Annotated in this window: 18 protein-coding genes; 11 read left to right on the forward strand and 7 right to left on the reverse strand. The window is 59.4% G+C overall.

Features of this window, described 5'->3' with window-relative positions; all coding sequences use genetic code 11:
- Positions 1-126: 126 nt before the first annotated feature.
- The 4 genes from leuA to J3D54_RS14070 all read right to left on the reverse strand — a co-directional run bounded on the left by leuA (position 127) and on the right by J3D54_RS14070 (position 5,592).
- On the reverse strand, positions 127-1,806 hold the full coding sequence (gene leuA / locus J3D54_RS14055; RefSeq protein WP_253419085.1) for a 2-isopropylmalate synthase: 1,680 nt from the start codon (positions 1,804-1,806) through the stop codon (positions 127-129).
- Positions 1,807-2,288: 482 nt separating this feature from the next.
- Positions 2,289-3,110, reverse strand: coding sequence for a peptidoglycan DD-metalloendopeptidase family protein (locus tag J3D54_RS14060; RefSeq protein WP_253419088.1), 822 nt, complete (start codon positions 3,108-3,110; stop codon positions 2,289-2,291).
- A 3-nt stretch (positions 3,111-3,113) separates the two neighbouring features.
- The gene (xseA, locus tag J3D54_RS14065; protein WP_253419091.1) at positions 3,114-4,493 is read right to left on the reverse strand and encodes an exodeoxyribonuclease VII large subunit; all 1,380 of its coding nucleotides are present in this window, start codon (positions 4,491-4,493) and stop codon (positions 3,114-3,116) included.
- 202 nt (positions 4,494-4,695) lie between these two features.
- Complete coding sequence (locus tag J3D54_RS14070) at positions 4,696-5,592, reverse strand: LysR substrate-binding domain-containing protein (RefSeq protein WP_253419094.1); 897 nt, start codon at positions 5,590-5,592, stop codon at positions 4,696-4,698.
- 100 nt (positions 5,593-5,692) lie between these two features.
- Here J3D54_RS14070 and J3D54_RS14075 point away from each other — a divergent pair, with 100 nt between their 5' ends.
- The 4 genes from J3D54_RS14075 (at position 5,693) to guaA (ending at position 10,479) form a co-directional block, all read left to right on the forward strand.
- Positions 5,693-6,460 (forward strand): sulfite exporter TauE/SafE family protein, encoded by a 768-nt coding sequence (locus J3D54_RS14075; protein WP_253419098.1) that lies wholly within the window; start codon positions 5,693-5,695, stop codon positions 6,458-6,460.
- A 183-nt stretch (positions 6,461-6,643) separates the two neighbouring features.
- On the forward strand, positions 6,644-7,192 hold the full coding sequence (locus tag J3D54_RS14080) for a sugar ABC transporter ATPase (protein WP_253419100.1): 549 nt from the start codon (positions 6,644-6,646) through the stop codon (positions 7,190-7,192).
- Between the two features lie 140 nt (positions 7,193-7,332).
- Entirely contained in the window at positions 7,333-8,802 is a 1,470-nt protein-coding gene (gene guaB, locus J3D54_RS14085; protein ID WP_253419102.1) for an IMP dehydrogenase, read from the forward strand.
- 99 nt (positions 8,803-8,901) lie between these two features.
- Positions 8,902-10,479, forward strand: a complete 1,578-nt coding sequence (gene guaA / locus J3D54_RS14090; protein WP_064620114.1) for a glutamine-hydrolyzing GMP synthase — start codon at positions 8,902-8,904, stop codon at positions 10,477-10,479.
- Positions 10,480-10,568: 89 nt separating this feature from the next.
- Here guaA and J3D54_RS14095 read toward each other — a convergent pair whose 3' ends face one another.
- Entirely contained in the window at positions 10,569-13,616 is a 3,048-nt protein-coding gene (locus J3D54_RS14095; RefSeq protein WP_253419104.1) for a membrane-targeted effector domain-containing toxin, read from the reverse strand.
- A gap of 100 nt (positions 13,617-13,716) precedes the next feature.
- Entirely contained in the window at positions 13,717-14,421 is a 705-nt protein-coding gene (gene treR / locus J3D54_RS14100) for a trehalose operon repressor (protein ID WP_030129865.1), read from the reverse strand.
- Positions 14,422-14,658: 237 nt separating this feature from the next.
- On the opposite strand from treR, the gene treP reads away from it, so the two are divergent.
- The 5 genes from treP (at position 14,659) to J3D54_RS14125 (ending at position 21,999) form a co-directional block, all read left to right on the forward strand.
- Complete coding sequence (gene treP, locus J3D54_RS14105) at positions 14,659-16,101, forward strand: PTS system trehalose-specific EIIBC component (protein WP_253419107.1); 1,443 nt, start codon at positions 14,659-14,661, stop codon at positions 16,099-16,101.
- Positions 16,102-16,142: 41 nt separating this feature from the next.
- On the forward strand, positions 16,143-17,792 hold the full coding sequence (gene treC / locus J3D54_RS14110; RefSeq protein ID WP_253419109.1) for an alpha,alpha-phosphotrehalase: 1,650 nt from the start codon (positions 16,143-16,145) through the stop codon (positions 17,790-17,792).
- A 93-nt stretch (positions 17,793-17,885) separates the two neighbouring features.
- Positions 17,886-19,109 carry a carbohydrate porin gene (locus tag J3D54_RS14115; protein ID WP_026345671.1) on the forward strand — a complete coding sequence of 408 codons (1,224 nt, stop codon included), beginning with the start codon at positions 17,886-17,888 and terminating at the stop codon, positions 19,107-19,109.
- Positions 19,110-19,171: 62 nt separating this feature from the next.
- Positions 19,172-21,706 carry a phosphoenolpyruvate--protein phosphotransferase gene (ptsP, locus tag J3D54_RS14120; protein ID WP_253419111.1) on the forward strand — a complete coding sequence of 845 codons (2,535 nt, stop codon included), beginning with the start codon at positions 19,172-19,174 and terminating at the stop codon, positions 21,704-21,706.
- A gap of 2 nt (positions 21,707-21,708) precedes the next feature.
- A complete protein-coding gene (locus J3D54_RS14125; RefSeq protein ID WP_253419114.1) occupies positions 21,709-21,999 on the forward strand; it encodes a PTS transporter subunit EIIB in 291 nt (96 codons plus the stop codon).
- A 197-nt stretch (positions 22,000-22,196) separates the two neighbouring features.
- Here J3D54_RS14125 and J3D54_RS14130 read toward each other — a convergent pair whose 3' ends face one another.
- Complete coding sequence (locus J3D54_RS14130) at positions 22,197-22,520, reverse strand: hypothetical protein (RefSeq protein WP_253419117.1); 324 nt, start codon at positions 22,518-22,520, stop codon at positions 22,197-22,199.
- Positions 22,521-23,335: 815 nt separating this feature from the next.
- Here J3D54_RS14130 and J3D54_RS14135 point away from each other — a divergent pair.
- Together J3D54_RS14135 and tadA are read left to right on the forward strand one after the other, a co-directional pair.
- The gene (locus J3D54_RS14135; RefSeq protein WP_253419119.1) at positions 23,336-24,712 is read left to right on the forward strand and encodes a multicopper oxidase family protein; all 1,377 of its coding nucleotides are present in this window, start codon (positions 23,336-23,338) and stop codon (positions 24,710-24,712) included.
- On the forward strand, positions 24,712-25,209 hold the full coding sequence (gene tadA, locus J3D54_RS14140; protein ID WP_253419121.1) for a tRNA adenosine(34) deaminase TadA: 498 nt from the start codon (positions 24,712-24,714) through the stop codon (positions 25,207-25,209). Before J3D54_RS14135 ends, tadA begins: the two co-directional genes overlap by 1 nt.
- The last annotated feature ends 26 nt before the right edge of the window (positions 25,210-25,235 follow it).

Below are 25,235 nucleotides of genomic sequence, written 5' to 3' on the forward strand. Positions count from 1 at the left end.
CGCTGCCTGACAGGGCCTCATCGCGGGCTTGCCCGCGATGAGGCCATTACAGGCAATACAAAAATGCAGGCAAAAAAAGGCCCCGAGGTTCTCACCCCGGGGCCTTTTGCATTGCTGCGAAGGGGCTTACGCCGCTTTCGCTTCCGGCTGGCTCAGGGAGCGGTTCAGCGCGCTGAACAGCGCCTTGAAGCTGGCGGTGGTGAAGTTTTCATCGATGCCGACGCCGTGCACCGCACGCTCACCGTTCACTCGCAGTTCAATGTAGGCCGCGGCCTTGGCATTGGTGCCCGCGCCGATGGCGTGTTCGTTGTAGTCCATGATTTCTACCGGAATCGGTAGACCGGCCACCAGTGCTTCCAGGGCGCCGTTGCCCTTGCCACGCCAGTGCAGGTTGGTTTCGCCCTGGCCCTTGCTGGAGACTTCCACTTCCACGGCACTGTGACCGTTTTCTTCCTGCAAGCGATGGCTGACCAGCGCATACGGGGTGTTGGCCTGCAAGTATTCGCTGTGCAGCAGCGCGTGGATCTGTTGGGCGGTCATCTCCAGGCCCAGGCGATCGGTTTCACGTTGCACGACCTGGCTGAACTCGATCTGCATGCGGCGCGGCAAGCTGATGCCGAATTCCTGTTCCAGCAGGTAAGCGATACCGCCCTTGCCCGACTGGCTGTTGACGCGAATCACCGCCTCGTAGCTGCGGCCGATGTCGGCCGGGTCGATCGGCAGGTACGGCACTTCCCACAGGGCGTCCGGTTTCTGCTGGGCGAAGCCTTTGCGGATGGCGTCCTGGTGCGAGCCGGAGAACGCGGTGTGAACCAGGTCGCCGACGTACGGATGACGCGGGTGCACCGGAATCTGGTTGCACTCTTCGACGACTTTGCGCACGCCGTCGATGTCGGAGAAGTCCAGCTCAGGGTCGACGCCCTGGGTGTAGAGGTTCAATGCCACGGTGACGAGATCGACGTTACCGGTACGCTCGCCGTTGCCGAACAGGCAGCCTTCAACGCGGTCGGCGCCGGCCATCAGGCCCAACTCGGTGGCGGCAACGCCAGTGCCACGGTCGTTGTGGGTGTGCAGGCTGATGATCACGCTGTCACGACGGTTGATGTGACGGCCAAACCATTCGATCTGGTCGGCATAAATGTTCGGGGTTGCGCATTCGACGGTGGCGGGCAGGTTGAGGATCACCTTGTGCGCAGGCGTCGGGTTCCACACCTCGATCACCGCGTCGCAGACTTCCTTGGCGAACTCCAGTTCGGTGGCGCTGAAGGTTTCTGGCGAGTATTCGAAGGTCCACTCGGTTTCCGGCTGCTGGGCGGCATATTTGACGAACAGCTTGGCGGCGTTCACGGCGATGGCCTTGATCCCGTCCTTGTCCTGATTGAAGACAATGCGGCGGAAGGAAGGGGAGGTCGCGTTGTACAGGTGAACGATGGCCTTCTTGGCCCCACGCAGGGATTCGAAGGTACGCGCGATCAAGTCTTCACGGCCCTGGGTCAGCACCTGAATGGTGGTGTCGTCCGGGATGTGACCGCCTTCGATCAGGGTACGCACGAAGTCGAAGTCGGTTTGCGAAGCAGCCGGGAACGAGGCTTCGATTTCTTTCACGCCGACCTGCACCAGGGTTTTCCAGAAACGCAGTTTCTTGACCGCGTCCATGGGCTCGATCAGCGACTGGTTGCCGTCACGAAGGTCTGAGCTGCACCAGATCGGCGCGACGTCGATGGTTTTCGACGGCCAGGTGCGATCCGGCAGGTTGATGGTCGGGAACGCGCGGTATTTCGAAGACGGGTCTTTGAGCATGCTCATCGGAAAATCCTTATTGTATGGGCCGAAAAAAGGCGGCCTGCCGGTGGATCAAAATGTTCTGGATAAAGCGTAGGGCGAGGCACCGCGATTCAGCCTGGCAGTCGTGCACTGACGAGGCACAGGCTGCGGTGCTGACGGAGCTGAATGAGGGTGTGAGAGGTTTTCATGCCTTCAACCCTAACCGCGAGGGGAAAGGATGGCAAGCGGTCGAAAAACTTTGAGAGGAATACTCGAAAAGAAGGCTTTTGCGAGATTTTATTGCTCGTAAGGAGTTGGATCGTTTTGTTCTTTGCGCAGTGTCTCAGCCATGCGCAATTGATAGAAGGGGGGCAGGTTATCTGCGGGTTTCGGTGATGCTCAGGCCGCCTTCGCGGGCAAGCCCGCTCCCACAGGGTTTTGTGTCGTGGCAAAACCTGGAGTTCAACCCGCAAACTGTAGGAGCGAGGCTTGCCCGCGAAGAGGCCATCAGCCTCAACAACTATTTATGGCTGAAACGCCCCAATAAAAATCGCCGGATCCACCCGCGCATCGTTCAGGCTGACGTTCCAATGCATATGTGGCCCGGTCGCGCGGCCAGTTGAGCCGACTTTCCCGACCACGTCACCACGCGCCAGTTGCTGGCCGACTTTCACGTCGATCTTCGACATGTGGCAGAACATGCTGATAAAGCCTTGGCCGTGGTCGACGAACACCGTATTGCCGTTGAAGAAGTAATTACCGATCAGGATCACCTTGCCGGCGGCCGGGGTCTTGATTGGGGTGCCGGCGGGTACGGCGAAGTCGAGGCCCGCGTGGGGGTTGCGTTCTTCGCCATTGAAGAAGCGGCGCACGCCGAACTTGCTCGACAGCGGTCCATTGACCGGTTTGTCCAGCAGCAGGTTGCTCGGGGTATTCGGGCTGAAGCTGCGGTAGGCCTGGATCTGCTCGGCCAACTCACCTTCGATGCGCTTGAGATTTTCCGGGTTCGGATTGACCTGCTGCGTATTTTTCAGGGTGATGTGCTGTTCCGGGTATTTCTTGCTGCCGACGGTGAAGCTCAGGTTGCGGCCACCGCTGCTAAGCGACTGACTGCCCGGTTTGACCGTCAGCGGCACGCCAACGATGGCCAACCAGTTGTTCTGTTCCTTGACCACCAATACGGGCTTGCCTTGATAACTGGCTTTCGGCGCCTGGACGGAGCTGCCCAGATCCACCACTGCCACGCCACCCGGCACCGGTTTGTTCAACAGGCGGGTGATGTAACTGTCGGCGTGGGCGTTGAAGGTCAGGCACAGCAACAGCAGCGGAGCTAGAAAACGCGGCATGGATCAATCCAGTAAAGAAAGGGTGACAGGCGTGAGGTGATTGTCTTCGACCCGCACTTGCAGTTCGCCTTTGCCGAGTTTGGCTTTCAGGCGCTGGCCGGTGTGGGTTTGCGCGGCGCTGCGGATCGCGTTGCCTCGCTCGTCCAGCAGAATGCTGTAGCCACGAGCGAGGGTCGCCAGCGGGCTGACCACATGCAGCGTCTGCATCTGACTTTGCAGTTGCAGGCGACGGGACTTGAGCCCTTCACGCATGGCCCGGGGCAGGCGCTCGGCGAGGCTGTCGAGGCGCTGGCGAAGCATCGCCAATTGCCGCCCCGGATGTTGCCCGGCGAGGCGGGTTTCCAGACGGATCAGGCGTTCACGACGGGTATTGAGGCTGCGTTCGAACGCGCGGCGCAGGCGCATGTCCAGATCATCCAGACGTTGCGCCTGCTGACGCAGACGTTCGCCGGGATGGCGCAAGCGGCGAGAGATGCCTTCCAGGCGCAGCCGATCGCGCATCAAGCGGTCACGCATGCGCATCACCAGGCGACGATGCAGGCTTTCGACCCGGCGCACCAGATCGCTGGAGTCCGGCGCGAGCAGTTCGGCGGCGGCGGACGGCGTCGGGGCGCGAACGTCGGCGACGAAGTCACTGATCGATACGTCGGTTTCATGGCCGACGGCGCTGACGATTGGCGTTACGCAGGCGTCCACGGCGCGGGCCACGGCTTCTTCGTTGAAACACCAGAGGTCTTCCAGCGAGCCGCCGCCACGGGCCAGGATCAACGCATCGAAACCACGGGCATCCGCCAGTTTCAGTGCGCGGACAATCTGCGCGGTGGCTTCGCGGCCTTGTACGGCGGTGGGGATCAGCGTCAGTTGGATCTGCGGTGCGCGGCGGCGGAACACGCTGATGATGTCGCGGATCACCGCGCCGGTGGGCGAGCTGATAATGCCGATGCGTTGTGGATGCGCCGGCAGCGGCACTTTGCGCTCGGCACTGAACAGGCCTTCGGCGCTGAGCTTTTCCTTCAGTGCATCGAAGGCCAGGCGCAGGGCACCGTCGCCGGCCGGTTCCACGGTGTCGAGGATCAGTTGGTAGTCACCACGGCCCTCGAACAGTGAAACCTTGCCGCGAACCTTGACCGCCAGGCCGTCCTTCAGCGCCTGGCGAACCCGTGCCGCGTTCTGCCGGAACAGTGCACAACGCACTTGGGCGCCGCTATCCTTGAGGGTGAAATACACATGGCCGGACGCCGGGCGGGCGAGGTTGGAGATTTCGCCTTCGACCCAGATATTGCTGAACACGTCTTCGAGCAACACCCGCGCGCGGCCGTTGAGCTGGCTGACAGTCAGGACTTCCCGGTCCAGGCCGAGTCTTGCAAAGGGATCTTTAATCATGGGGCGCAGTTTAAAGGCATTCGACGATCAATCTCCATGATCCGGCGAAAATCCCCTGTGGCAGCGAGACTGTGGTGAGGGGGCTTGCCCCCGTTTGAGTGCGTAGCACTCACAAGATCTTTGATACATCAGGGATTTTGGGGCTGCTTCGCAGCCCAACGGGGGCAAGCCCCCTCGCCACAGCCCGCTCCCACAGGTGTTGCTACGGCAATCGGGTGATGTGTTCAACGAATTGCTGGACCAGCGCGGTGGGATCTTGCCGGCAGGCGAGGGCGACGGTGCTGTGGCAATCGGGGTCGGCCAAGGGCAGGAAGTGGATGTCGGGCGGTGCAATGTCCTGCATCGATTCCGGTAACAGCGCGATGCCGAACCCGGCCTGAATCAGTTGCAGTTGCGTGGTTTTGCGCGACACCACCCGAGCCGCTTTCGGGAAGAATCCCTGACGCATGCACAACTCGGCGGACAGATAACTCAACCCGCCACGCTGCGGATGAGGAATGGAGATAAACGCCTCATCCTTCAATTGCGCCAAGTCGATGCCTTGAGCGGACTTATCCACAGCCAGTCGATGGTTGGGGGGAACGGCCAGCAGCAATCGTTCGCGGTACAAAGGAGCAATCTGCACGTCTTCACGTTGGCGCAACACCGGCAGGCGCAGCAATCCGATATCCAGCCGATTGTCGGCCAGTGCTTCAAGTTGCGCTTCGGAAGATAGCTTGACGATGTCCATGGAAACGCCGGCATGCGGATCCAGGTAGTTGCTGATGCTTCGCAGCAGGCGACCACTCATGGGCACGGTGCTGGAATGACTGAGGCGCAAGGTGCCCAGTTCTCCATTGCCGATTTGGGTAGCCATCTCGCTGGCCTTGGTCAGTTCGGTCAATAAGTTTCTGGCTCGCGGCAGGAAGGCTTCACCGGCCGCTGTCAGTCGCGGCTGACGTGCCGTGCGTTCGAACAGCGGCGTTTGCAGACGGGTTTCCATGTCCTTGATCTGTCGGCTCAAGGCCGATTGAGCAATAAACAGTCGTTCAGCCGCCGCGCTGAAGCTGCCGCTCTCGGCGATTTCCACGAAGTAACGCAATTGGCGGGTTGAAAGCACGAGATATGCCTTTCTGAGATGGGTGATCGATTTTGAAGATATTAGTCGCAACGCCTGGCGCTGGCTAAAGTCATCACAGGAATAAAAGGAAGCCGTGTCGATGAATGTGTTGGAGTTATTAAGCCAATGGCCGTGGGGTGCGGTGGATTGGTTGGTGATCGGATTGGGGGTTGCCCTGGCCTATATCGTGTTCGGCATCGCCGGTTTCGGCACCGCGCTGGTGGCGGGACCGGTTCTGATTCTGTTCATGCCTCTGTCGAAAATCGTGCCATTGCTGGTTCTGCTGGATTTCGTCGCCGCTTTCGGCAATTTGCTGCCTTCACGGCGTGATGTTGAACGGTCCGAGTTGCTGCGACTGCTGCCGTGCATGGCGGTAGGCTGCACGTTGGGAGTGATTTTTCTGCTGAACCTGAAATCCGATGTATTGCTGCTGTTGATGGGGCTGTTTATCAGTGCCTATGCGATTTACAGCCTGTGGATTAAAACCCGCCCGGCACAATTGTCCGCCGGTTGGGCGGTGCCGATGGGCACGGTGGGTGGAATGTTCGGGGCGCTGTTTGGCAGTGGCGGCTTTTTATATGCAATCTATTTGAACAGTCGGTTACCGAAGGACGAGGCCCGGGCCACCCAGAGTGCGCTGATCAGTTGCAGCACCGTGGTGCGTTTGAGCCTGTTTGCCGTCGCCGGGGTATATGCCGAGCTACCCTTGTTGGTATTGGCGTTGTGTTTGTTGCCAGCGATGGCGCTGGGGTTGTGGATCGGCCGACGTTTGAACATGAAATTGTCCCGCGAGGCCTTCGTGCGGCTGGTGACCTGGCTGGTGCTGGCCAGCGGGATTGCCTTGATCGGGCGTTATTTGAGTACTTGACCGGATTTCGTCAGGGATTAAGCTGCCGGCCGCCCTGACGCTATCGCGGGCAAGCCCGCTCCCACAGGGATCTCAGGTGAGCACAAATGTGCTTACGACCGATATCGTGTGGGAGCGGGCTTGCCCGCGATAGCGTCAGGACGAACACCTCAGAGCATCCATTTGACGCAGTAGGCTTGCACCATGAATTCGCAAAGCATCATCGTCCCGAAAATCTCCACACTGCCGGTACACGAACCCCGGGCCCGGGCGGTCGTGCGGTGGCTGGTGCGCAAGAACATCATTAAAGAAGAGCTGACCACCTGTGGCCGCACCGGCAATCGCATGGCCCACGCCATCGCCGACGGTGCTCGCGCCGTGGTCCTGCACCCTGAAGCGCTGCCGTTTGGCGAGCCGATCAATGGCCTGGAGATCATCACCAAGCGCTGCATCTATACACCGGCCAAGGGTTTCCTCGAAGAAGCCGGCTGTGCCGAGTGCCGCAAGGAGATCGGCGAGGCGCTGTTCGAAAGCCTGGAAGACTGGATGCCGGGGCGCACCGATAACTTCACCTGCCCTGAATGCGGGCATGAGGACGACATCAACGGCTTCCTGTTCTTGCAGGAATGCGGCTTTTCCAACCTGGGGTTCATCTTCAACAATTGGCTCGAGGCCGGGTTCAAGCAGAGCTTCATTGATGAATTTGCCGATTGGCTGGATCAGCCCATGAGCTGGGTCAAAGTCGAACTGTAAATGCTGATGTCGGTCCCTTATGGGGGCGTTGTTTCTCCGTATGTCAGTAATGCCAATAATAGACAGAGTTTTACATTGAACACGAAGGGGTGTCTGACTATAATGGCGCGCTTCCATTTTCCCGCTCGGGAGCCCCCGCGATGCTGCGTATCAGCCAAGAAGCTCTGACATTCGACGACATTCTCTTAGTGCCCGGTTATTCCGAGGTGCTTCCTAACGAAGTCAGTCTCAAGACCCGCCTTACCCGTGGCATCGAGCTGAATATTCCACTGGTTTCCGCCGCTATGGACACCGTCACTGAGGCCCGTCTGGCAATCGCCATGGCTCAGGAAGGTGGCATCGGCATCATCCACAAGAACATGACCATCGAGCAGCAAGCTGCCGAAGTGCGTAAGGTCAAGCGTTACGAAGCCGGTGTGGTCAAGGACCCGATCACCATCGAGGCCGATGCCACGGTGCGTGAACTGTTCGAACTGACCCGCCTGCACAACATCTCCGGCGTTCCGGTACTGCACGATGGTGACCTGGTCGGCATCGTCACTTCCCGTGACGTGCGCTTCGAGAACCGCATGGACGTCTCCGTCCGTGAAGTGATGACGCCCAAAGAGCGCCTGGTCACGGTCAAGGAAGGCGCCAACAAGAACGATGTGCGTGAATTGCTGCACAAGCACCGCATCGAGCGCGTGCTGATCGTCGACGACAAATTCGCCCTCAAAGGCATGATGACCGTCAACGACATCGAAAAAGCCAAGGCTTACCCGCTCGCCAGCAAGGACGATCAAGGTCGTCTGCGCGTTGGCGCCGCAGTCGGTACCGGTAAAGACACCGGTGACCGCGTAGCTGCCCTGGTTCATGCCGGCGTTGACGTGGTGGTGGTCGACACCGCTCACGGTCACTCCAAAGGCGTGATCGACCGCGTTCGCTGGGTCAAACAGAACTTCCCTGAAGTGCAGGTCATCGGCGGCAACATCGCCACCGGCGCTGCCGCCAAGGCCCTGGCCGAAGCCGGCGCTGACGCAGTCAAGGTCGGTATCGGCCCAGGCTCGATCTGCACCACCCGTATCGTCGCCGGTGTCGGCGTCCCGCAAATCAGTGCCATCGCCAACGTCGCCGCTGCCCTTGAAGGCACCGGTGTTCCGTTGATCGCCGACGGCGGCATCCGTTTCTCCGGTGACCTGTCCAAGGCCATCGTGGCCGGTGCCTCCTGCGTGATGATGGGCTCGATGTTCGCCGGTACTGAAGAAGCGCCAGGCGAGATCGAACTGTTCCAGGGCCGTTCGTACAAGGCTTATCGCGGCATGGGTTCGCTGGGCGCCATGTCCCAGGCTCAAGGTTCCTCCGACCGTTACTTCCAGGACTCCTCCGCGGGTGCCGAGAAGCTGGTTCCGGAAGGCATTGAAGGGCGTGTTCCTTACAAGGGCACCCTGAGCGCCATCATCCATCAACTGATGGGCGGCCTGCGTTCCTCGATGGGCTACACCGGTAGCGCCAACATCGAAGAAATGCGCACCAAGCCTGAGTTCGTGCGGATCACCGGCGCCGGTATGGCCGAGTCCCACGTCCACGACGTACAGATCACCAAAGAAGCGCCAAACTACCGCGTAGGTTGAGGCTTCAAGCAAATCGTTAAGCAACCGGGGCTGTTCTATTCAGCCCCGAGTTGTTTCTGAATCACGACTGTTTCTGAATTACTTAGACGAGACTGAATCATGGCCCTCGACATTCACGCTCACCGCATCCTGATCCTCGACTTCGGTTCCCAGTACACCCAACTGATCGCCCGCCGCGTGCGTGAAATCGGCGTTTACTGCGAACTGCATCCGTTCGACATGGACGAGGAAGCCATTCGCGAATTCGCTCCAAAAGGCGTCATCCTCGCCGGCGGCCCCGAGTCCGTGCACGAAGCCGACAGCCCTCGCTGCCCGCAAGCAGTGTTTGATCTGGGCGTGCCAGTCTTCGGTATCTGCTACGGCATGCAGACCATGGCCGAGCAACTGGGCGGCAAGGTTGAAGGTTCCGACCTGCGTGAGTTCGGTTACGCCCGTGTCGATGTGGTCGGCAAGAGCCGCCTGCTCGACGGCATCGAAGACCATATCGACGCCGATGGCCTGTTCGGCCTCGACGTATGGATGAGCCACGGTGACAAGGTCACCAAGATGCCGGAAGACTTCCACATCCTGGCCAGCACCCCGAGCTGCCCGATTGCCGGCATGTTCAACGATGACCGTGCCTATTACGGCGTGCAGTTCCACCCGGAAGTGACCCACACCAAGCAGGGCGGTCGCATCCTCTCGCGCTTCATCCTCGATATCTGCGGCTGTGAAGCGCTGTGGACGCCATCGAAGATTGCCGAAGACGCCATTGCCCAGGTCCGTGCTCAGGTTGGCACCGACAACGTACTGCTCGGCCTGTCCGGCGGCGTGGACTCCTCGGTGGTTGCCGCGCTGCTGCACAAAGCCATTGGCGACCAACTGACCTGCGTCTTCGTCGACAACGGCCTGCTGCGTCTGCACGAAGGCGAGCAAGTGATGGCCATGTTTGCCGAGAACATGGGCGTCAAAGTGATCCGCGCCAACGCCGAAGAACAGTTCCTCGGTAACCTGGCGGGCGAGTCGGACCCGGAGAAGAAGCGCAAGATCATCGGCCGTACCTTTATCGACGTGTTCGATGCCGAATCCTGCAAGCTGGACAACATCAAGTACCTGGCCCAGGGCACCATCTACCCGGACGTGATCGAGTCGGCTGGCGCGAAAAGCGGCAAGGCGCACGTGATCAAGTCGCACCACAACGTGGGCGGCCTGCCGGAAGAAATGAACCTCAAGCTGGTTGAACCCCTGCGCGAGCTGTTCAAGGACGAAGTCCGTCGTCTGGGCCTGGAACTGGGCCTGCCGTACGACATGGTCTACCGTCACCCGTTCCCGGGCCCGGGCCTGGGCGTGCGGATCCTCGGCGAAGTGAAGAAGGAATACGCCGACCTGCTGCGTCGCGCCGACCACATCTTCATCGAAGAACTGCGCAAGGCGGACTGGTACCACAAGGTCAGCCAGGCGTTCGTGGTGTTCCAGCCGGTGAAATCGGTTGGCGTGGTCGGCGATGGCCGGCGTTACGCCTGGGTCGTGGCCCTGCGTGCCGTTGAAACCATCGACTTCATGACCGCGCGTTGGGCGCACCTGCCTTACGAACTGCTGGAAACCGTCAGCGGCCGCATTATCAATGAAATCGAAGGCATCTCCCGCGTCACCTACGACGTGTCGAGCAAGCCGCCAGCGACGATTGAGTGGGAGTGATCCCGGTCTGACTGATCGTCGGTAACAACCGAAAGGCCCCGTGAATGTGAGTTCACGGGGCCTTTTGCGTTTCACGGTGCGGTGTTTTCCTACCCTGGCAAGCGTCCTTCAAGTTTCATGCCCATGCGGGTGAGCGCGTGGGAAAGGCTGATCAGGTTGGGGTAAGGTTTTTGATGGATGTCGGTCCAGGTGGGGCGGTTGATCAGGTATTGCCCATCGGCCGTTCGCTCAACCAGTGTGCGCATGACCTGACCGGTTCTGCTTCGATGTACCAATGTCAGGAACCCGTTCGATTCCTCGAAGGTGAACATCCCCTGGCGGAACAGGTGGCCTTCGATTTCAATCGGGTTTCGTTGCAGCAAGGGCAGCGGCACTTCCACGCTGATATCAGCGTACAGGGTGTCGAAGTCTCCATGGCTGTCTGATGGTTCTGGAGTGGCGTTGCGACCCACCTCGATACCTCGGTCTACCTCGATGGTCAGGTTGCGTCCGGGAAGCACTTCTTCAATCCGCACGCCGATACCGCCATTCATTTCACTGATGCCGGCAATGCTCCTGAAGGTGTTGGTATTTTCCTGACCCGTCAGAACCACCCATTTACCTTGGCCGTTAAGTGCTTGGTCGGCCTGGATGATGGTGTGGGTGAGGTAGTTCTTGATGGCTTGTTGTTGCACATCGATAAGCGGCGATCCAGTACCCCGATAGCTGGCCAGACAGTCGGTTGCCTGGATTCGAATACCATTTTTCTTGGCAACCTTGATGACTTCAAGGGGCGTGAACTGGCCTGAGGGATCGCTCTGGAGCAGGTCGAGATACTCCTTCAGATCTTCTGGCATCGCCTCGGTGCTGGCGTTGAAAAAAGCATCCAGATCCACCTGATTGACGTCGTTGAGCAGGCGATGCATGTAGATCGTCCTGACGCCTTGCCTGGCTAATGTCGGCATGTTTTCGATCAGCAGCCGCAGGCTGGCGATTCGATCCTGGCTCTCTCCGATGACCAGTCCTGCCGCGTTGTCGAACACCTGCTGGAGGAGTTCGGAAATGGACGTTGAGGGAGTCAGCACCGGCTGCACAGGGCGCGCCGGCAGTGCGGCAAAAAAACCGGTTCGCGAATAGTGAAGGCGGGTATCGCTCATCAGCGCCATGCGGCGTGGCGCAACATACTGATCATAGTAGCTCGTACCCTTCAAACTGCCGTCTGGCTGTCGAACCAGCTTGATATGCGTTTCGCTCTTGCCCAAGGCCAGTCTCCACAATCTGATTTTAGAATCGTATTGGGTAGAGACAGTACGGATCGCAGGCACAGATTGGGACTCAGAGGCTGCCTGGGAGGTGCCCGGTACGGGGTCGACGAGGTCGTTCCCGCCGCCCTTCAACCCGCTTCTGTACGTGAGTTCCCACTCACCCTGAGCATTTAATCGAACCGGCATCGAGCCAGAAATACCGTGGGGATTTGCCGGGTCGATGATGGCCCAGTTACCGCCGCCGTTGATGTCGGCTTCGTAGCGCACGTAATAGGCCGCGTCGTTCATCATGATGGCGGTCGACGGGGTGGAGTTGAGCGAGTAAATGCCCTGGAACTTGCCGCTGCTGGCGATCGGTGTCTCGCTTTCCAGGATCTCGTTGCTTTGCCAATGCTCCGGCACTTCAACAGTCGATGCAGGTTCCGGTTGCAGGGGGATCGACTCTTGAAGTTGAGAGATTGTTTTCTCTGATTCATCAGCCGCAACGGGTTCTTCTGCACGGATCGTTTCAGCGGGATTATCGACCTCTCGCAGTCTGGCCATTTGCGCAGCTTCGGCGACGTCGACCGAAGCGCCAACATCCTCCAGCACATTGACCTCTTTGAGCAGCGGAAGGTTGAACAGCAGGTTGATGCCATCCAGCACGGCGCCTTTGACGCCGGCCTTGCGTTCCGCCACCGTTTTGCCATTGACGGCCTTGTCGATGTTCAAGCCCATGGCGGCGATGCTGCCCCCAATCACCGGCAGCGCAATCGGCCAGCCGAGCAGTGCCAGCGGCCCGAAGACGTGCAGACCGGCAGTCAGGTAGCCGAGCCACATGCCTTTGCGCAGTTGTCCATTGGTGACCAGGGACAGATCCGCTTCTTCCGACATCGCGCTCCGGATATTGCCGCTCAGCCATGTGAACGCGTCGGCGCCGATGGTGATGTTCTTCTGATTGATCAAATGGTGGTCGTATTTGCCCCACGTGCCCACCAACTGGTTCATCAGGGGTGTGATGTTGTCGTGGATATCCTGACGCACCGACAGCGGGAAATGGGTCATGAATTCGGCATAGCGCGCGTCATCGTTCATTTGCAGCAAGATCCACCAGTGCATGTCCGTCAGCGTCGGATGCACATGGAAGGCTTCCGTGGCGCCGGGAACATAGGTGATTTGCCGGCCACTGCTGTCAACGATGCGCAGAATATCCGTGGCGACATGCCCGCCGATGTCAAGGGCGCACACCCGCAGGTCGGCGGGAACAGAGGTTTGCGCACGCAAGGTCTCCAGAGTGATCGGCCAGCTTTTGTCAGCGGCGACGGCCCGGATGACGGTCTGAAACTCTTCCTCCTGCAGCACTCCGTTTTCCCGTGCCTCGACGGCTTTGCTCAGATAGTTGCATTTGGCCAGGGCCCGATAATCATCGAAATGCGCGCTCCAGTAGGCGTTCAGTTTGTTCCGATAACGGTCGCTGAAGGTCTCGTGCCAGAAGTCCTTGAGCACTTCGCTCGGGTACATCCGGACTTCATTGGTTTCGTTGAAAATGCCGGCGGTGGCGTCAGCGGTGTAAAACCCGCCGTAAGCGTCCAGTTGGTCGGAGTAGTCCTGGTCAGTGACGTAATACCGATGAATGACCAGTTGAGTCAGGGTCATTGATTCACTGGGTTTAGGACTGTGTTCCCAGCCGAGGAAGGCCTTGGTGCTGCTGGCTGACACATTGTTGAACCGATGCCACCAGACCTGATCCGGGTCCAGGCCGGTAATGCCATGCTTTGCGAGGATTTCACTGGCCATCGCATGGGCTTCTTCCTGCAAGTCCGGACAGGCCGCCACAATGACTGACGCAATGATTGTCAGCTGTTCCTTGTCAGCGGCACTGGTGAACACTTGGGTACGTTGATCAACAGGCATGCTCTCGTTCCTTGAGAAATGGGGCGCTGAGGATTGCCCATTTGCTCAAGGGAAGTGCACTACATAGTTATGCCCAAACGCGTTGCGCGACCGTGTAGGGTCAGCGACGTGCCACGTCGGAGAAGTAGAACTTGTCGAGGGTATGCCGCGATTCGGTGTATTCGAATTGCCGCCCATCCTGCAGGAAGGTCTGGTTGCTGACCACAATCACATGGCTTTGGCCGTCGAGGTCCAGGTGTTGCTGGTCGTCTTTGCTGCGGGGCACCGCTTCGATGGTGCGTTGGGCGTAGGCGATTTGCAGTTGCAGGGTTTGCTCGATGAAGGCGTAGATCGAGTGCTCGGCGATATCGCGGGATAGACCGGGAATCACGTCGCTGACGAAATGGTTGATGTCCAGGATCACGCGTTTGCCGTCAATCCGCCGCACCCGCTTGATCCGCGTGATCAGGCTGCCTTCCGCAGCCTTGATGTGTTCGAGCAGCGGGCCTTCGAGGGGAATCTGGGTGAATTCGACCACCTCGGTACTGACGTCGTTGCCCAGTCGTGGATAGGTTTCCTGGAAGCTGACGATGCCGCCGAGCTGAAACTCGATCGGGTTGGTGGACAGCACAAAGGTGCCTTTACCGTGGACTTTCTGGGCGAAACCGCGCTCCTGCAATTGTTCGATGGCCTTGCGCACGGTGCCGCGACTGGCCTGATAGCTATCCATCAGTTCGGTTTCGGAAGGCAATCGGGCGCCGCGTTCCAGACGTTCGGTGGTGATGCTGGCAAGCAGATCACTGTAGATCTGGTTGTATTTACTCATGGGGATGGCTCTGTGCCGCGTTGTGCTCAAGGTTTTGAACCTTAAGGGCAGGGTAGGGGTTTGTCCATGCGGCTTTGGGTTTCTTTGACTTCGGAGGTAGGAAATATCGCCGCCTGTCGGGTTCAGGATAAACAAAATCAAACTCGTCTGTACGAGTTGTTGCTTTAACTCGTACAGACGAGTATTTTTCGCTTCGGCGTGCTGCCAATAACAAAAAACTACAGCGGAAGAACAAGCATGAGCCATGACTATCCGAACATCGTCACCGAGCTGCTGCACAGCCTCGGTGGCAGCGACAACCTCGAGCAGGCCGCGCACTGCGTCACACGGCTGCGCCTGGCCCTCAAGGACTCGAGCCTGGTCAATAGCGCCACGCTGAACCAGATCGATCTGGTCAAAGGCTCGTTCTACACCGGCGGCCTGTTCCAGGTGGTGATCGGCCCCGGCGAAGTGGAAAAGGTCTACGCCGAGCTGCGCCGGCAAACCGGTCTGACGGCCTCGACCATCGCTGACGTCAAACAGAAAAGCGCCGACAAAATCAACCCGATGCAGCGATTGGTGCGGGTGTTTTCCGACGTGTTCATGCCGATTCTCCCGGCGCTGATCATTGCCGGCCTGCTGATGGGCATCAACAACCTGATCGGCGCCAAGGGCATGTTCATCGAAGGCAAGACCCTGCTGGATGCTTATCCCAAGCTTGACGGGCTCTGGAGCCTGATCAACCTGATGGCCAACACGTCCTTCGTGTTCCTTCCGGCACTGGTGGGCTGGTCGGCGGCCAAGCGCTTTGGCGGCAGTGAAATCCTCGGCATTGTGCTCGGCCTGATGCTGGTGCATCCGGATCTGCTCAACGCCTGGAACTACGGCAAAGCAGTGGCCGGGCTGGAGGGGCAGAGCCTGCCGTACTTCGACATCCTCGGTGTGTTCCAGATCGAGAAAGTCGGTTATCAGGGCCAGATCCTGCCGATCCTGCTGGCGGCCTATGTGATGAGCGTCATCGAAAAATGGCTGCGGGCGCGGGTGCCGAACGCCATTCAACTGCTGGTGGTGCCGATCACCACCATCGTCGTCACTGGTGTGCTGGCGCTGGCGGTAATTGGTCCGGTGACCCGCCACCTGGGGATTCTCATCACGGAAGGCGTGGTCACCCTGTTCGACCTGGCGCCGATGGTCGGTGGGGCGATTTTCGGCCTGCTCTACGCACCGCTGGTGATCACCGGCATGCACCACATGTTTCTGGCGGTCGACCTGCAACTGATCTCCACTCAGGGCGGCACGTTCATCTGGCCGATGATCGTCATGTCCAACCTCGCCCAAGGCAGCGCGGCACTGGGAGTGTTCTACATGACCCGTAATGTACGGGACAAAAGCATGGCCTCGACCTCGGCGATTTCTGCCTACTTTGGCATCACCGAGCCGGCCATGTTCGGGGTCAACCTGCGCTACAAGTTTCCGTTCTACGCGGCCCTGATCGGCTCGGCCCTGGGCTGCATCTTCCTGTCGCTGAACAAGGTTCAGGCCTCGGCAATCGGGGTCGGCGGCTTGCCCGGTTTCATCTCGATCATCCCGCAGTTCATCCCGATGTTCGTGGTCGGGATGGTGATTGCCATGGTCGTGCCGTTTGTTTTGACCTGCGGGTTGAGCATGAAGATTGTCCGGCCCGGGTATCGGGTCGCTTGATAGATCGCATTCGCCAGCACCTATTCAAAAAGGAATCCGCCATGCAAGACTGGCAACGTTCGGTGATCTACCAGATCTACCCGAAGAGTTTTCACAGCCACGCTGGTAACCCCACAGGGGATTTGCTCGGCGTCGTGGCCAAGCTCGATTACCTGCACTGGCTGGGCGTCGATTGCCTGTGGATCACGCCGTTCCTGCGTTCGCCCCAGCGCGACAACGGTTACGACATCAGCGATTACTACGCCATCGACCCGAGCTACGGGACCATGGCCGACTGCGAATTGCTGATCGCCGAAGCCGCCAAGCGCGGGATCAAGCTGATGCTCGACATCGTGGTCAACCACACCTCGATCGAACACACCTGGTTCCAGCAGGCCCGCAGCAGCCTTGATAGCCCTTATCGCGACTTCTACATCTGGCGCGACCAGCCGAACAACTGGGAATCCAAGTTTGGCGGCTCAGCCTGGGAGTACGAAGCCCAGACGGGTCAGTATTACCTGCACTTGTTCGATCACACGCAGGCCGACCTGAACTGGGACAACCCCAAGGTGCGCGCCGAAGTTTTCAAGATGATGTGTTTCTGGCGCGACAAGGGCGTGGGCGGTTTCCGTCTGGACGTGATCAACCTGATTTCCAAACCGGCGGATTTCCCCGAGGACAGCACCGACGGTCGACGTTTCTACACCGACGGCCCGAACGTTCACGACTACTTGCAGCAGATGCACCGCGAAGTGTTCGAAGGTCACGACCTGATCAACGTCGGCGAGATGTCGTCCACCAGCCTGGAACACTGCATCCGCTATTCGCGGCCGGAGTCGAAAGAGCTGTCGATGACTTTCAACTTCCATCACTTGAAGGTTGATTACCCGAACCTGCAAAAGTGGATTCGCGCCGATTTCGATTTCCTCGAACTCAAGCGCATCCTCTCCGATTGGCAGACCGGTATGCAGGCTGGTGGCGGCTGGAACGCGCTGTTCTGGTGTAACCACGACCAGCCGCGAGTGGTCTCGCGGTTTGGTGATGACGGCGAGCATCGGGTGGTGTCGGCGAAAATGCTCGGCACCGCGCTGCATTTCCTTCAGGGCACTCCATTTGTGTATCAAGGTGAAGAGCTGGGCATGACCAATCCGGGGTTCGATCACATCGATCAGTACCGCGATGTCGAGACCCTGAACATCTTCCGGCTCAAGCGCGAGGCGGGTGCAAGCGACGCCGACAACATGGCGGCGATCATGCAGAAGTCCCGGGACAACAGTCGCACGCCGATGCACTGGAACGCCGAGCCGAACGCCGGTTTCAGTGCGGTCGAACCGTGGATCGGGGTGCCGGCCAATGCCGCGCAAATCAACGTCGCCAACCAGCTCGACGATCCGGATTCGGTGCTGCATCACTATCGTCAGCTGATTGCCCTGCGCCGCAGTGAAGCGCTGATGTCCGATGGTGTGTACCGGCAGTTGTTGCCTGAGCACAGACAAATCTGGGCGTATGTGCGTGAAGGCAATGGTGAACGTTTGCTGGTGCTGAACAACTTCTATGGCACACCGTGCGAAGTTGAACTGCCGCCAGAGGTGCTCAGCGAAGCGAGGGTGCAACGTCTGGTGATCAGCAATTACCCGGACTGTCCGCCACGACATCAGCAGGTATTTTTACGGCCCTATGAGTCGTTCGTTCTGCACCTGACCAACATTTAAAAACACTGTTTCGAACAACACGCAGAACACTGCGCGGGGGAGTTTTGCGCGCCGGTTTTGCTGCATCACACAATAAAAATAATGAGGTGGTTCTTGAAAACAACAATAAATCGCAGTCTTGTAGCGGCGGGCGTGTGCCTGGCATTACCACTGTCAGCCCAGGCGCTGGAATTCGCCGGATACTTGCGCAGCGGCGTCGGGACCTCGGTTAACAGCGGTAAACAGCAGTGTTTTCAACTGCCGGGAGCGCAGACCAAATACCGCTTGGGTAACGAATGTGAGCAGTACGCTGAACTTGAATTGCGCCAGGATCTGTACACCCTGGACGATGGTTCGGTGCTCAGCGTCGACGGCATGGCATCGCTGTATAACCAGTACGACAAGGACCTGACGTTCAATGGTGACAACGGCTCGGTGCGCATGCCGCAGATGTACGCGCAATGGTCGAACATGCCCAGCCTCAATGGTGGTTCGCTGTGGGCCGGTCGGCGTTACTACAAACGTAACGACATCCACATTTCCGACTTCTACTACTGGAACCAGAGCGCCACCGGCGGCGGTATCGAAGACGTGCTGATCGGCGATCTGAAGTACAGCTACGCCTTCTCACGCAAGGACAACCTGTACCAGAAGGACTACATCAACCGTCACGATTTCAACGTCGCCGGCTTCAACACCAACCCTGGCGGTGAGTTGGAGTTCGGTTTGAGTTACATCGATAAACCCGACAGTCGCGACGCTCACCGTGGCTGGGCGATCACCACCCAGCATGTGCAGAAGGGCTTTCTGGGCGGCAAGAACAAACTGGCCTTTCAGTACGGCGAAGGCCCCGGCACCGGGTTGGGCTATACCGGTAACGTGAAGCTGGATGACAGCAGTAAAAGCTATCGCGTGGTGGAGTTCTTCGACTGGCAAGTGACGCCGCGCTTCGGCGGGCAGGTCGAGGCGGTTTATCAGAAGGACATTCGCCCCGACGGCGCTGACCAGAACTGGATTTCCCTCGGGATTCGCCCAGCCTATGCGATCACCGAGCAAATCAAACTGGTGACCGAACTGGGCCACGATCAGGTCGAGGCCACAGGCGGCACGCGCAAACTGAGCAAGTTCACCATCGCCCCGACCTGGTCGCCCAAAGGCCCGGAATTCTGGGCGCGCCCCGAGGTGCGTCTGTATTACACCTATGCCAGCTGGAACGAGGCGGCCAAACGGGCGGCCAATGAACTGGCGGCGGGTTCGGCGTTGTCCGATACCGGCGCCTTTGGCACGGCGCGACACGGTTCGAACGTCGGATTGCAGGTCGAGTATTGGTGGAAATAAGCGATGCTGTCGGGGCCTCGCGCTCCATCGGCACTTCAAAGAACAAAACAGCAGGTGACGTCATGGCCACACCCCAACAATTGCAACTGCTGGCACCCTTGTCCGGCGTGCTGATGCCGCTGGACCAGGTGCCCGATCAGGTGTTTTCCAGTCGCGTGATCGGTGACGGTCTGTGTATCGACCCGACTTCGTCTACCTTGTGCGCACCGCTGGCTGGAGTGATCAGCAATGTGCAGGCCAGCGGGCATGCCGTCAGTATTACCGACGACAACGGCGTGCAGGTGTTGATGCACATCGGCCTCGATACCGTGAACCTGGCCGGCAAGGGCTTCACCCGGTTGGTAGAGGAAGGTCAGCGGGTTGAGGTAGGGCAGGCACTGATCGAGTTCGATGCCGATTACATTGCCTTGAACGCGCGCAGTTTGTTGACCTTGATGCTGGTGGTCAGCGGTGAACCGTTCACTTGGCTGGCGCCCGAAACGGGTGTAGTGCAAAGCGGTCAGCCGCTGCTGAGTTTGAATCCATCCGAAGTGACGGTCGATGAACGGGGATTGGAGGAAGGCGACGCACTGTTCTCCAAACCGGTGAAACTGCCCAATGCCAACGGCTTGCACGCGCGCCCCGCGGCAGTGTTTGCCCAAGCGGCGAAAGGTTTTTCGGCGAGCATTTGTCTGCATAAACAGCAGGACAGCGCAAACGCCAAATCCCTGGTGGCGATCATGGCGTTGCAGACTGCCCATGGTGACATCCTGCAAGTCAGCGCGGCGGGTGCGGATGCCGAAGTGGCGATCAAGACCCTGGCCGAGTTGCTCGCTGCCGGTTGCGGGGAAGCCGTCACGGTGATGGCAGAGGTTGAGCCGGTTGCCGCTGAGGCTTCATCGCTGAAGGTGCTGCGCGGTGTCTGTGCATCGGCGGGGTCGGCGTTTGGTCAGGTGGTGCAGATTGAGCAACAGACCCTTGAAGTCATTGAATCCGGTCGGGGCGCGCAAGTTGAGCGCGAGCACCTGTCCCGGGCGTTGGCGACGGCGGTTCTAGACCTGCAGCAGTTGCGTGACCAGGCCACGGGTGATGCCCAGGCCGATATCTTCAAGGCGCATCAGGAACTGCTCGAAGACCCCAGCCTGCTGGATCAGGCCCTGGCACTGATCGACGCCGGCAAAAGTGCCGGTTTCGCCTGGCAGGCTGCCACCGAGTCGACCGCCACCTTGTTCAGAAAACTGGGCAATGCCTTGCTGGCCGAACGGGCCGCGGATTTGGCTGACGTTGGTCAACGGGTGCTCAAGTTGATTCTCGGTGTAGAGGATCGTGCGATGGAGTTGCCGGAAGGGGCGATTCTGATTGCCGAGCAACTGACACCCTCCCAGACGGCTGGCCTGGACACGCGCAAGGTGCTGGGGTTCGCGACGGTCGGCGGTGGCGCCACCAGCCACGTGGCGATTCTCGCCCGGGCCTTCGGCTTGCCAGCGATCTGCGGTTTGCCGGTCCAGGTGTTGGCATTGGCCAATGGCACCCGGGTTCTGCTCGATGCCGACAAGGGCGAGTTGCAGCTTGATCCTGAATTGGCCGCCATTGAGCAGTTGCAAACTCGTCGTCAACGGCAAAAGAAACGCCAGCAATACGAGCTGGCTAATGCAGGGCAGGCCGCCTGTACCCGCGATGGGCATCACGTTGAAATCACCGCCAACATCGCTTCGGTGGCCGAAGCCGAACAGGCCATGACGCTGGGCGGCGAGGGCGTCGGTCTGTTGCGTTCGGAGTTTCTTTATCTGGATCGCAATCATGCGCCGAGTCATGACGAGCAGGCCTCCACCTACAGCGCCATCGCCCGCGCGCTGGGGCCAACGCGCAGTCTGGTGGTGCGGACTCTGGATGTCGGCGGTGACAAACCATTGGCCTACGTGCCGATGGACCACGAAACCAACCCGTTCCTGGGCATGCGCGGCATTCGTTTGTGCCTGGAGCGTCCGCAGCTGTTGCGCGAACAGTTCAAGGCGATTCTGAGCAGCGCCGGACTGGCTCGCCTGCACATCATGTTGCCGATGGTCGCGCAGCTATCGGAGTTGCGACTGGCCCGTCAGTTACTTGAAGAAGAGGCGCTGGCATTAGGGCTTACCGAACTGCCGAAACTGGGGATCATGATCGAAGTACCGGCAGCGGCGCTGATGGCGGATCTGTTTGCACCCGAGGTGGATTTCTTCTCTATCGGCACCAACGATCTCACCCAATACACCCTGGCCATGGACCGCGATCACCCACGGCTGGCCAGCCAGGCCGACAGCTTTCATCCGTCGGTGCTGCGCTTGATCGCCGGTACCGTGAAAGCCGCCCATGCCCATGGCAAATGGGTCGGCGTATGCGGCGCCCTGGCTTCAGAAACTCTGGCGGTACCGTTGCTGCTGGGGCTTGGTGTGGATGAGCTGTCGGTGAGCGTGCCATTGATTCCGGCGATCAAAGCGGCGGTTCGCGAAGTCGACCTGTTGGACTGTCAGGCCATCGCCCAGCAAGTGCTGGGGCTGGAAAGTGCCGAGCAGGTACGCGAGGCATTGCGGCTGCACCACGAGGCAACGGTCGATACTTCACTGGTTCTGGAGAACTGAGCATGTTCGAGAAAATGCAGCGGGCGTTCTGGAAAGCGTTGACCCCGGACCTGGTGGTGGATGAGCTAAAAGTAGTGGCTCAACCTGTTTCCGGTTTAGCAGCGAATGTCGTGGCCGCGCTGGGCGGTGTTGATAACCTCAAATCCCATCAGCCGGTGGCGCTGACGCGAATGCGGGTGGAGTTACGGGATGTGGCGCGGATGGATCGGCAGGCGTTGACGGCGGCGGGGGTGGCAGGCGTCATGATGTTGAACGGTGGAGTGGTGCATCTGATCACCGGTCTGCAGCCATAACCGGACCTCGGTGGTGAGGGGGGTGCCCTAATGCCGGTAAGTCAAGACGCAGAACCTGTGGGAGCGTGGCTTGCCCGCGAAGAACGATGACGCGTAACACCTGAAAAATCGCGCTGCATTCTTCGCGGGCAAGCCTCGCTCTCACAGGATTTTCATCGCTCAAATTTCTTAACTTCCCTCGCCAAAACCGCTCGGCGCTACTCCGAAGGCCGAGCCCGCAACCGTCGCCCAATGACATCCAGCACATCGCACCCATCCCGTAACGGAATGGCGCAGAGCAAGGCAAAGTCACTGAGAATGAAGGATTCGCACTCGACCGAACCACGCATGGACATGTTCTCAAGCACCTGAGTGACTGCACGAATTCGATAGCTGGCAGCGTCATACAAAACATCGATCGGCGCGTGGGTATCGACGAACAGGGTGGGCATGTCGCTGCAGTTGCTGGTGAGCGCCATGAAGCGGTTGTCGGGGTGGGGAATTGGTTTTTCGTAGGGTGGGTCTGGCGTTAGCGTCGTCATTTGTAATTTCCATGAGTATGAATATGAGCTGCCAACGCACCCTCCTACAGGTTTGGGTGGCAGCCATGCGCAGGAGTAGGAGTACCGAGCACTCATGAACCTCGGCCACGCCGAAGCGTGTCCCGCGCACAGCCGCCGCGAACGATCTTACGGACACGAATTAAGCGCCGCAATCAAACGACAAAGCTGTTGCACCATGAGAGAGGGCTCCTACACCCTACCACTGCATTCGCAGTGACAGCCAAAGACTATCCATGGATCTCACTTCACACCAGTTCATGGAAACCGATACGTTTTGCAGGAAACTTCCGACGACCTTGCCCAGAAATTTCGCCGACTGTAAGACCGCTTCGCGGGCAAGCCTCGCTCCTACGGAATCGAGGCAGACCGCCAAATATAGGAACGACTTCAATCCTGTAGGCGCGAGGCTTGCCCGCGATTGAGCGCGAAGCGGTCATAAAATCTATCTGCCCCGGAGATAACAGCGAGTTCTTGTTCGATGCGGGCGACGTGCTCCATCAACGTATGAAAATTAGGCGCGGGGACTTTGCGGGGGGATCGATCAGGAAAGAAGTCGGGAAAGGTGGAAATGGATGTAGGGCGATTCCCTGATTGACGACGACTAAGTAACGATCAGCGAAGCGGCCACAAATTCTACAATCGCATTGCAGCAGACATCCCGCACGAGCCCGAAAAGATCGCCAAGGACTGTGACCATCCGCCGCGCTGCCCTTACTGTTTCTCAACCGCAGGTGTATCGTATTCGCCTTTTGCAGGCACCGCGCCTGTGGCTGATACGTGAGGTAGTTGAGTTCATGTCCTTTACCCGTCGCCAAATCCTCGGTGGCCTGGCCGGTCTTGTTGTCGTTGGTGTCGGAGCCGGTGGCGCGTCGCGTTATTGGCTGGGCAAAATGGCCGATGCTGACGCCGGTCACGACTATGAGCTCATCGCCGCCCCGCTGGACGTCGAACTGGTGGCCGGGCACAAGACTCAAGCCTGGGCGTTCGGCCCATCGGCGCCGGGCACTGAGTTGCGTGTGCGTCAGGGCGAATGGTTGCGGGTGCGCTTCATCAACCACTTGCCGGTGGCGACCACCATTCACTGGCACGGCATCCGCCTGCCATTGGAAATGGACGGCGTACCGTATGTCTCGCAATTGCCGGTGCTGCCGGGCGAATACTTCGATTACAAATTCCGCGTGCCCGATGCCGGCAGCTACTGGTATCACCCGCACGTGAACAGCAGCGAAGAGCTCGGTCGCGGGCTGGTCGGGCCGTTGATCATCGAAGAGCGCGAGCCCACCGGTTTCAAGTACGAAAAGACCTTGAGCCTCAAGAGCTGGCATGTCGATGAAATCGGTGCTTTCGTGCCGTTCAGCATTCCTCGTGAAGCGGCCCGTGGTGGTACGGCGGGGGGGCTGTCGACCATCAATGGCGTCTCACAAGCGGTGATCGACTTGCCCGCCGGGCAGATCACCCGCGTACGCCTGCTCAACCTCGATAATACGTTGACGTACCGCCTCAACATTCCCGGTGTCGAAGCGCAGATCTACGCGCTGGACGGCAACCCGATTGAACCGCGCCCGCTGGGCAAGGAATACTGGCTCGGCCCGGGTATGCGCATTTGCCTGGCGATCAAGGCACCGCCGGCCGGCGAAGAATTGTCCCTGCGCAACGGCCCGGTACGCCTGGGCACCTTGCGCTCGGTGGCCAATACCGACGCGCCGACCGAGTGGCCGCCGGCACTGCCTGCCAATCCGGTGTCCGAGCCAGACCTGGCCAATGCCGAGAAACTCAACTTCAATTTTGAATGGGTGGGCTCGGTGTCGGTCGACGTTGATAACGGCAAACCGCCCAGCCTGTGGCAGATCAACGGCAAGGCCTGGGACATCACCGACAAGACCTGCGCCGATCGACCGATTGCCAAGCTCGAAAAGGGCAAAAGCTATATTTTCGAATTGAAAAACATGACTCAGTATCAGCACCCGATCCACTTGCATGGCATGAGCTTCAAAGTCATTGCCTCGAACCGGCACAAGGTTATCCCGTACTTCACCGACACTTACCTGTTGGGTAAGAACGAGCGTGCGCAAGTGGCGCTGGTGGCGGATAACCCGGGCGTCTGGATGTTCCACTGCCATGTGATCGACCACATGGAAACCGGCCTGATGGCCGCCATCGAGGTGGCGTGATGCGTCAGATACGCCCCGCGGCGATTATCGACCGCAGCCGTGATCGTGATTTCATGCGCGAAGCCCTGGCCCTCGCCGCCGAAGGCGCGGCGCTGGGTGAAGTGCCAGTGGGTGCTGTGCTGGTGCAGGACGGTGAAATCATTGGGCGCGGTTTCAATTGCCCGATCAGCGGCAATGACCCCAGCGCCCACGCCGAGATGGTCGCGATCCGCGCCGCCGCCCAGGCCGCCAGCAACTATCGCCTGCCGGGCAGTACGCTCTACGTGACGCTGGAGCCGTGCAGCATGTGCGCCGGGCTGATCGTGCATTCGCGAATTGCCCGGGTGGTGTATGGCGCGCTGGAGCCCAAGGCCGGGATCGTGCAGAGCCAGGGGCAGTTCTTTACCCAGGGCTTTCTGAATCACCGGGTGTTGTATGAGGGTGGGGTGTTGGCGGAGGAATGTGGGGCGGTGTTGAGCGAGTTTTTCAAGGCCCGTCGAGCCAAATCTTCAGAGTAAGCACTGATCCCTGTGGGAGCGGCGGT

The organism is Pseudomonas sp. GGS8 (genome assembly GCF_024168645.1).
GTDB lineage: Bacteria > Pseudomonadota > Gammaproteobacteria > Pseudomonadales > Pseudomonadaceae > Aquipseudomonas.

Bases quoted from the DNA above. Each gene is read 5' to 3' on its own strand.
- leuA (WP_253419085.1), bottom strand. From the start codon at position 1,806: ATGAGCATGCTCAAAGACCCGTCTTCGAAATACCGCGCGTTCCCGACC.
- J3D54_RS14060 (WP_253419088.1), bottom strand. From the start codon at position 3,110: ATGCCGCGTTTTCTAGCTCCGCTGCTGTTGCTGTGCCTGACCTTCAAC.
- xseA (WP_253419091.1), bottom strand. From the start codon at position 4,493: ATGATTAAAGATCCCTTTGCAAGACTCGGCCTGGACCGGGAAGTCCTG.
- J3D54_RS14075 (WP_253419098.1), top strand. From the start codon at position 5,693: ATGAATGTGTTGGAGTTATTAAGCCAATGGCCGTGGGGTGCGGTGGAT.
- J3D54_RS14080 (WP_253419100.1), top strand. From the start codon at position 6,644: ATGAATTCGCAAAGCATCATCGTCCCGAAAATCTCCACACTGCCGGTA.
- guaB (WP_253419102.1), top strand. From the start codon at position 7,333: ATGCTGCGTATCAGCCAAGAAGCTCTGACATTCGACGACATTCTCTTA.
- guaA (WP_064620114.1), top strand. From the start codon at position 8,902: ATGGCCCTCGACATTCACGCTCACCGCATCCTGATCCTCGACTTCGGT.
- J3D54_RS14095 (WP_253419104.1), bottom strand. From the start codon at position 13,616: ATGCCTGTTGATCAACGTACCCAAGTGTTCACCAGTGCCGCTGACAAG.
- treR (WP_030129865.1), bottom strand. From the start codon at position 14,421: ATGAGTAAATACAACCAGATCTACAGTGATCTGCTTGCCAGCATCACC.
- treP (WP_253419107.1), top strand. From the start codon at position 14,659: ATGAGCCATGACTATCCGAACATCGTCACCGAGCTGCTGCACAGCCTC.
- treC (WP_253419109.1), top strand. From the start codon at position 16,143: ATGCAAGACTGGCAACGTTCGGTGATCTACCAGATCTACCCGAAGAGT.
- ptsP (WP_253419111.1), top strand. From the start codon at position 19,172: ATGGCCACACCCCAACAATTGCAACTGCTGGCACCCTTGTCCGGCGTG.
- J3D54_RS14125 (WP_253419114.1), top strand. From the start codon at position 21,709: ATGTTCGAGAAAATGCAGCGGGCGTTCTGGAAAGCGTTGACCCCGGAC.
- J3D54_RS14130 (WP_253419117.1), bottom strand. From the start codon at position 22,520: ATGACGACGCTAACGCCAGACCCACCCTACGAAAAACCAATTCCCCAC.
- J3D54_RS14135 (WP_253419119.1), top strand. From the start codon at position 23,336: ATGTCCTTTACCCGTCGCCAAATCCTCGGTGGCCTGGCCGGTCTTGTT.
- tadA (WP_253419121.1), top strand. From the start codon at position 24,712: ATGCGTCAGATACGCCCCGCGGCGATTATCGACCGCAGCCGTGATCGT.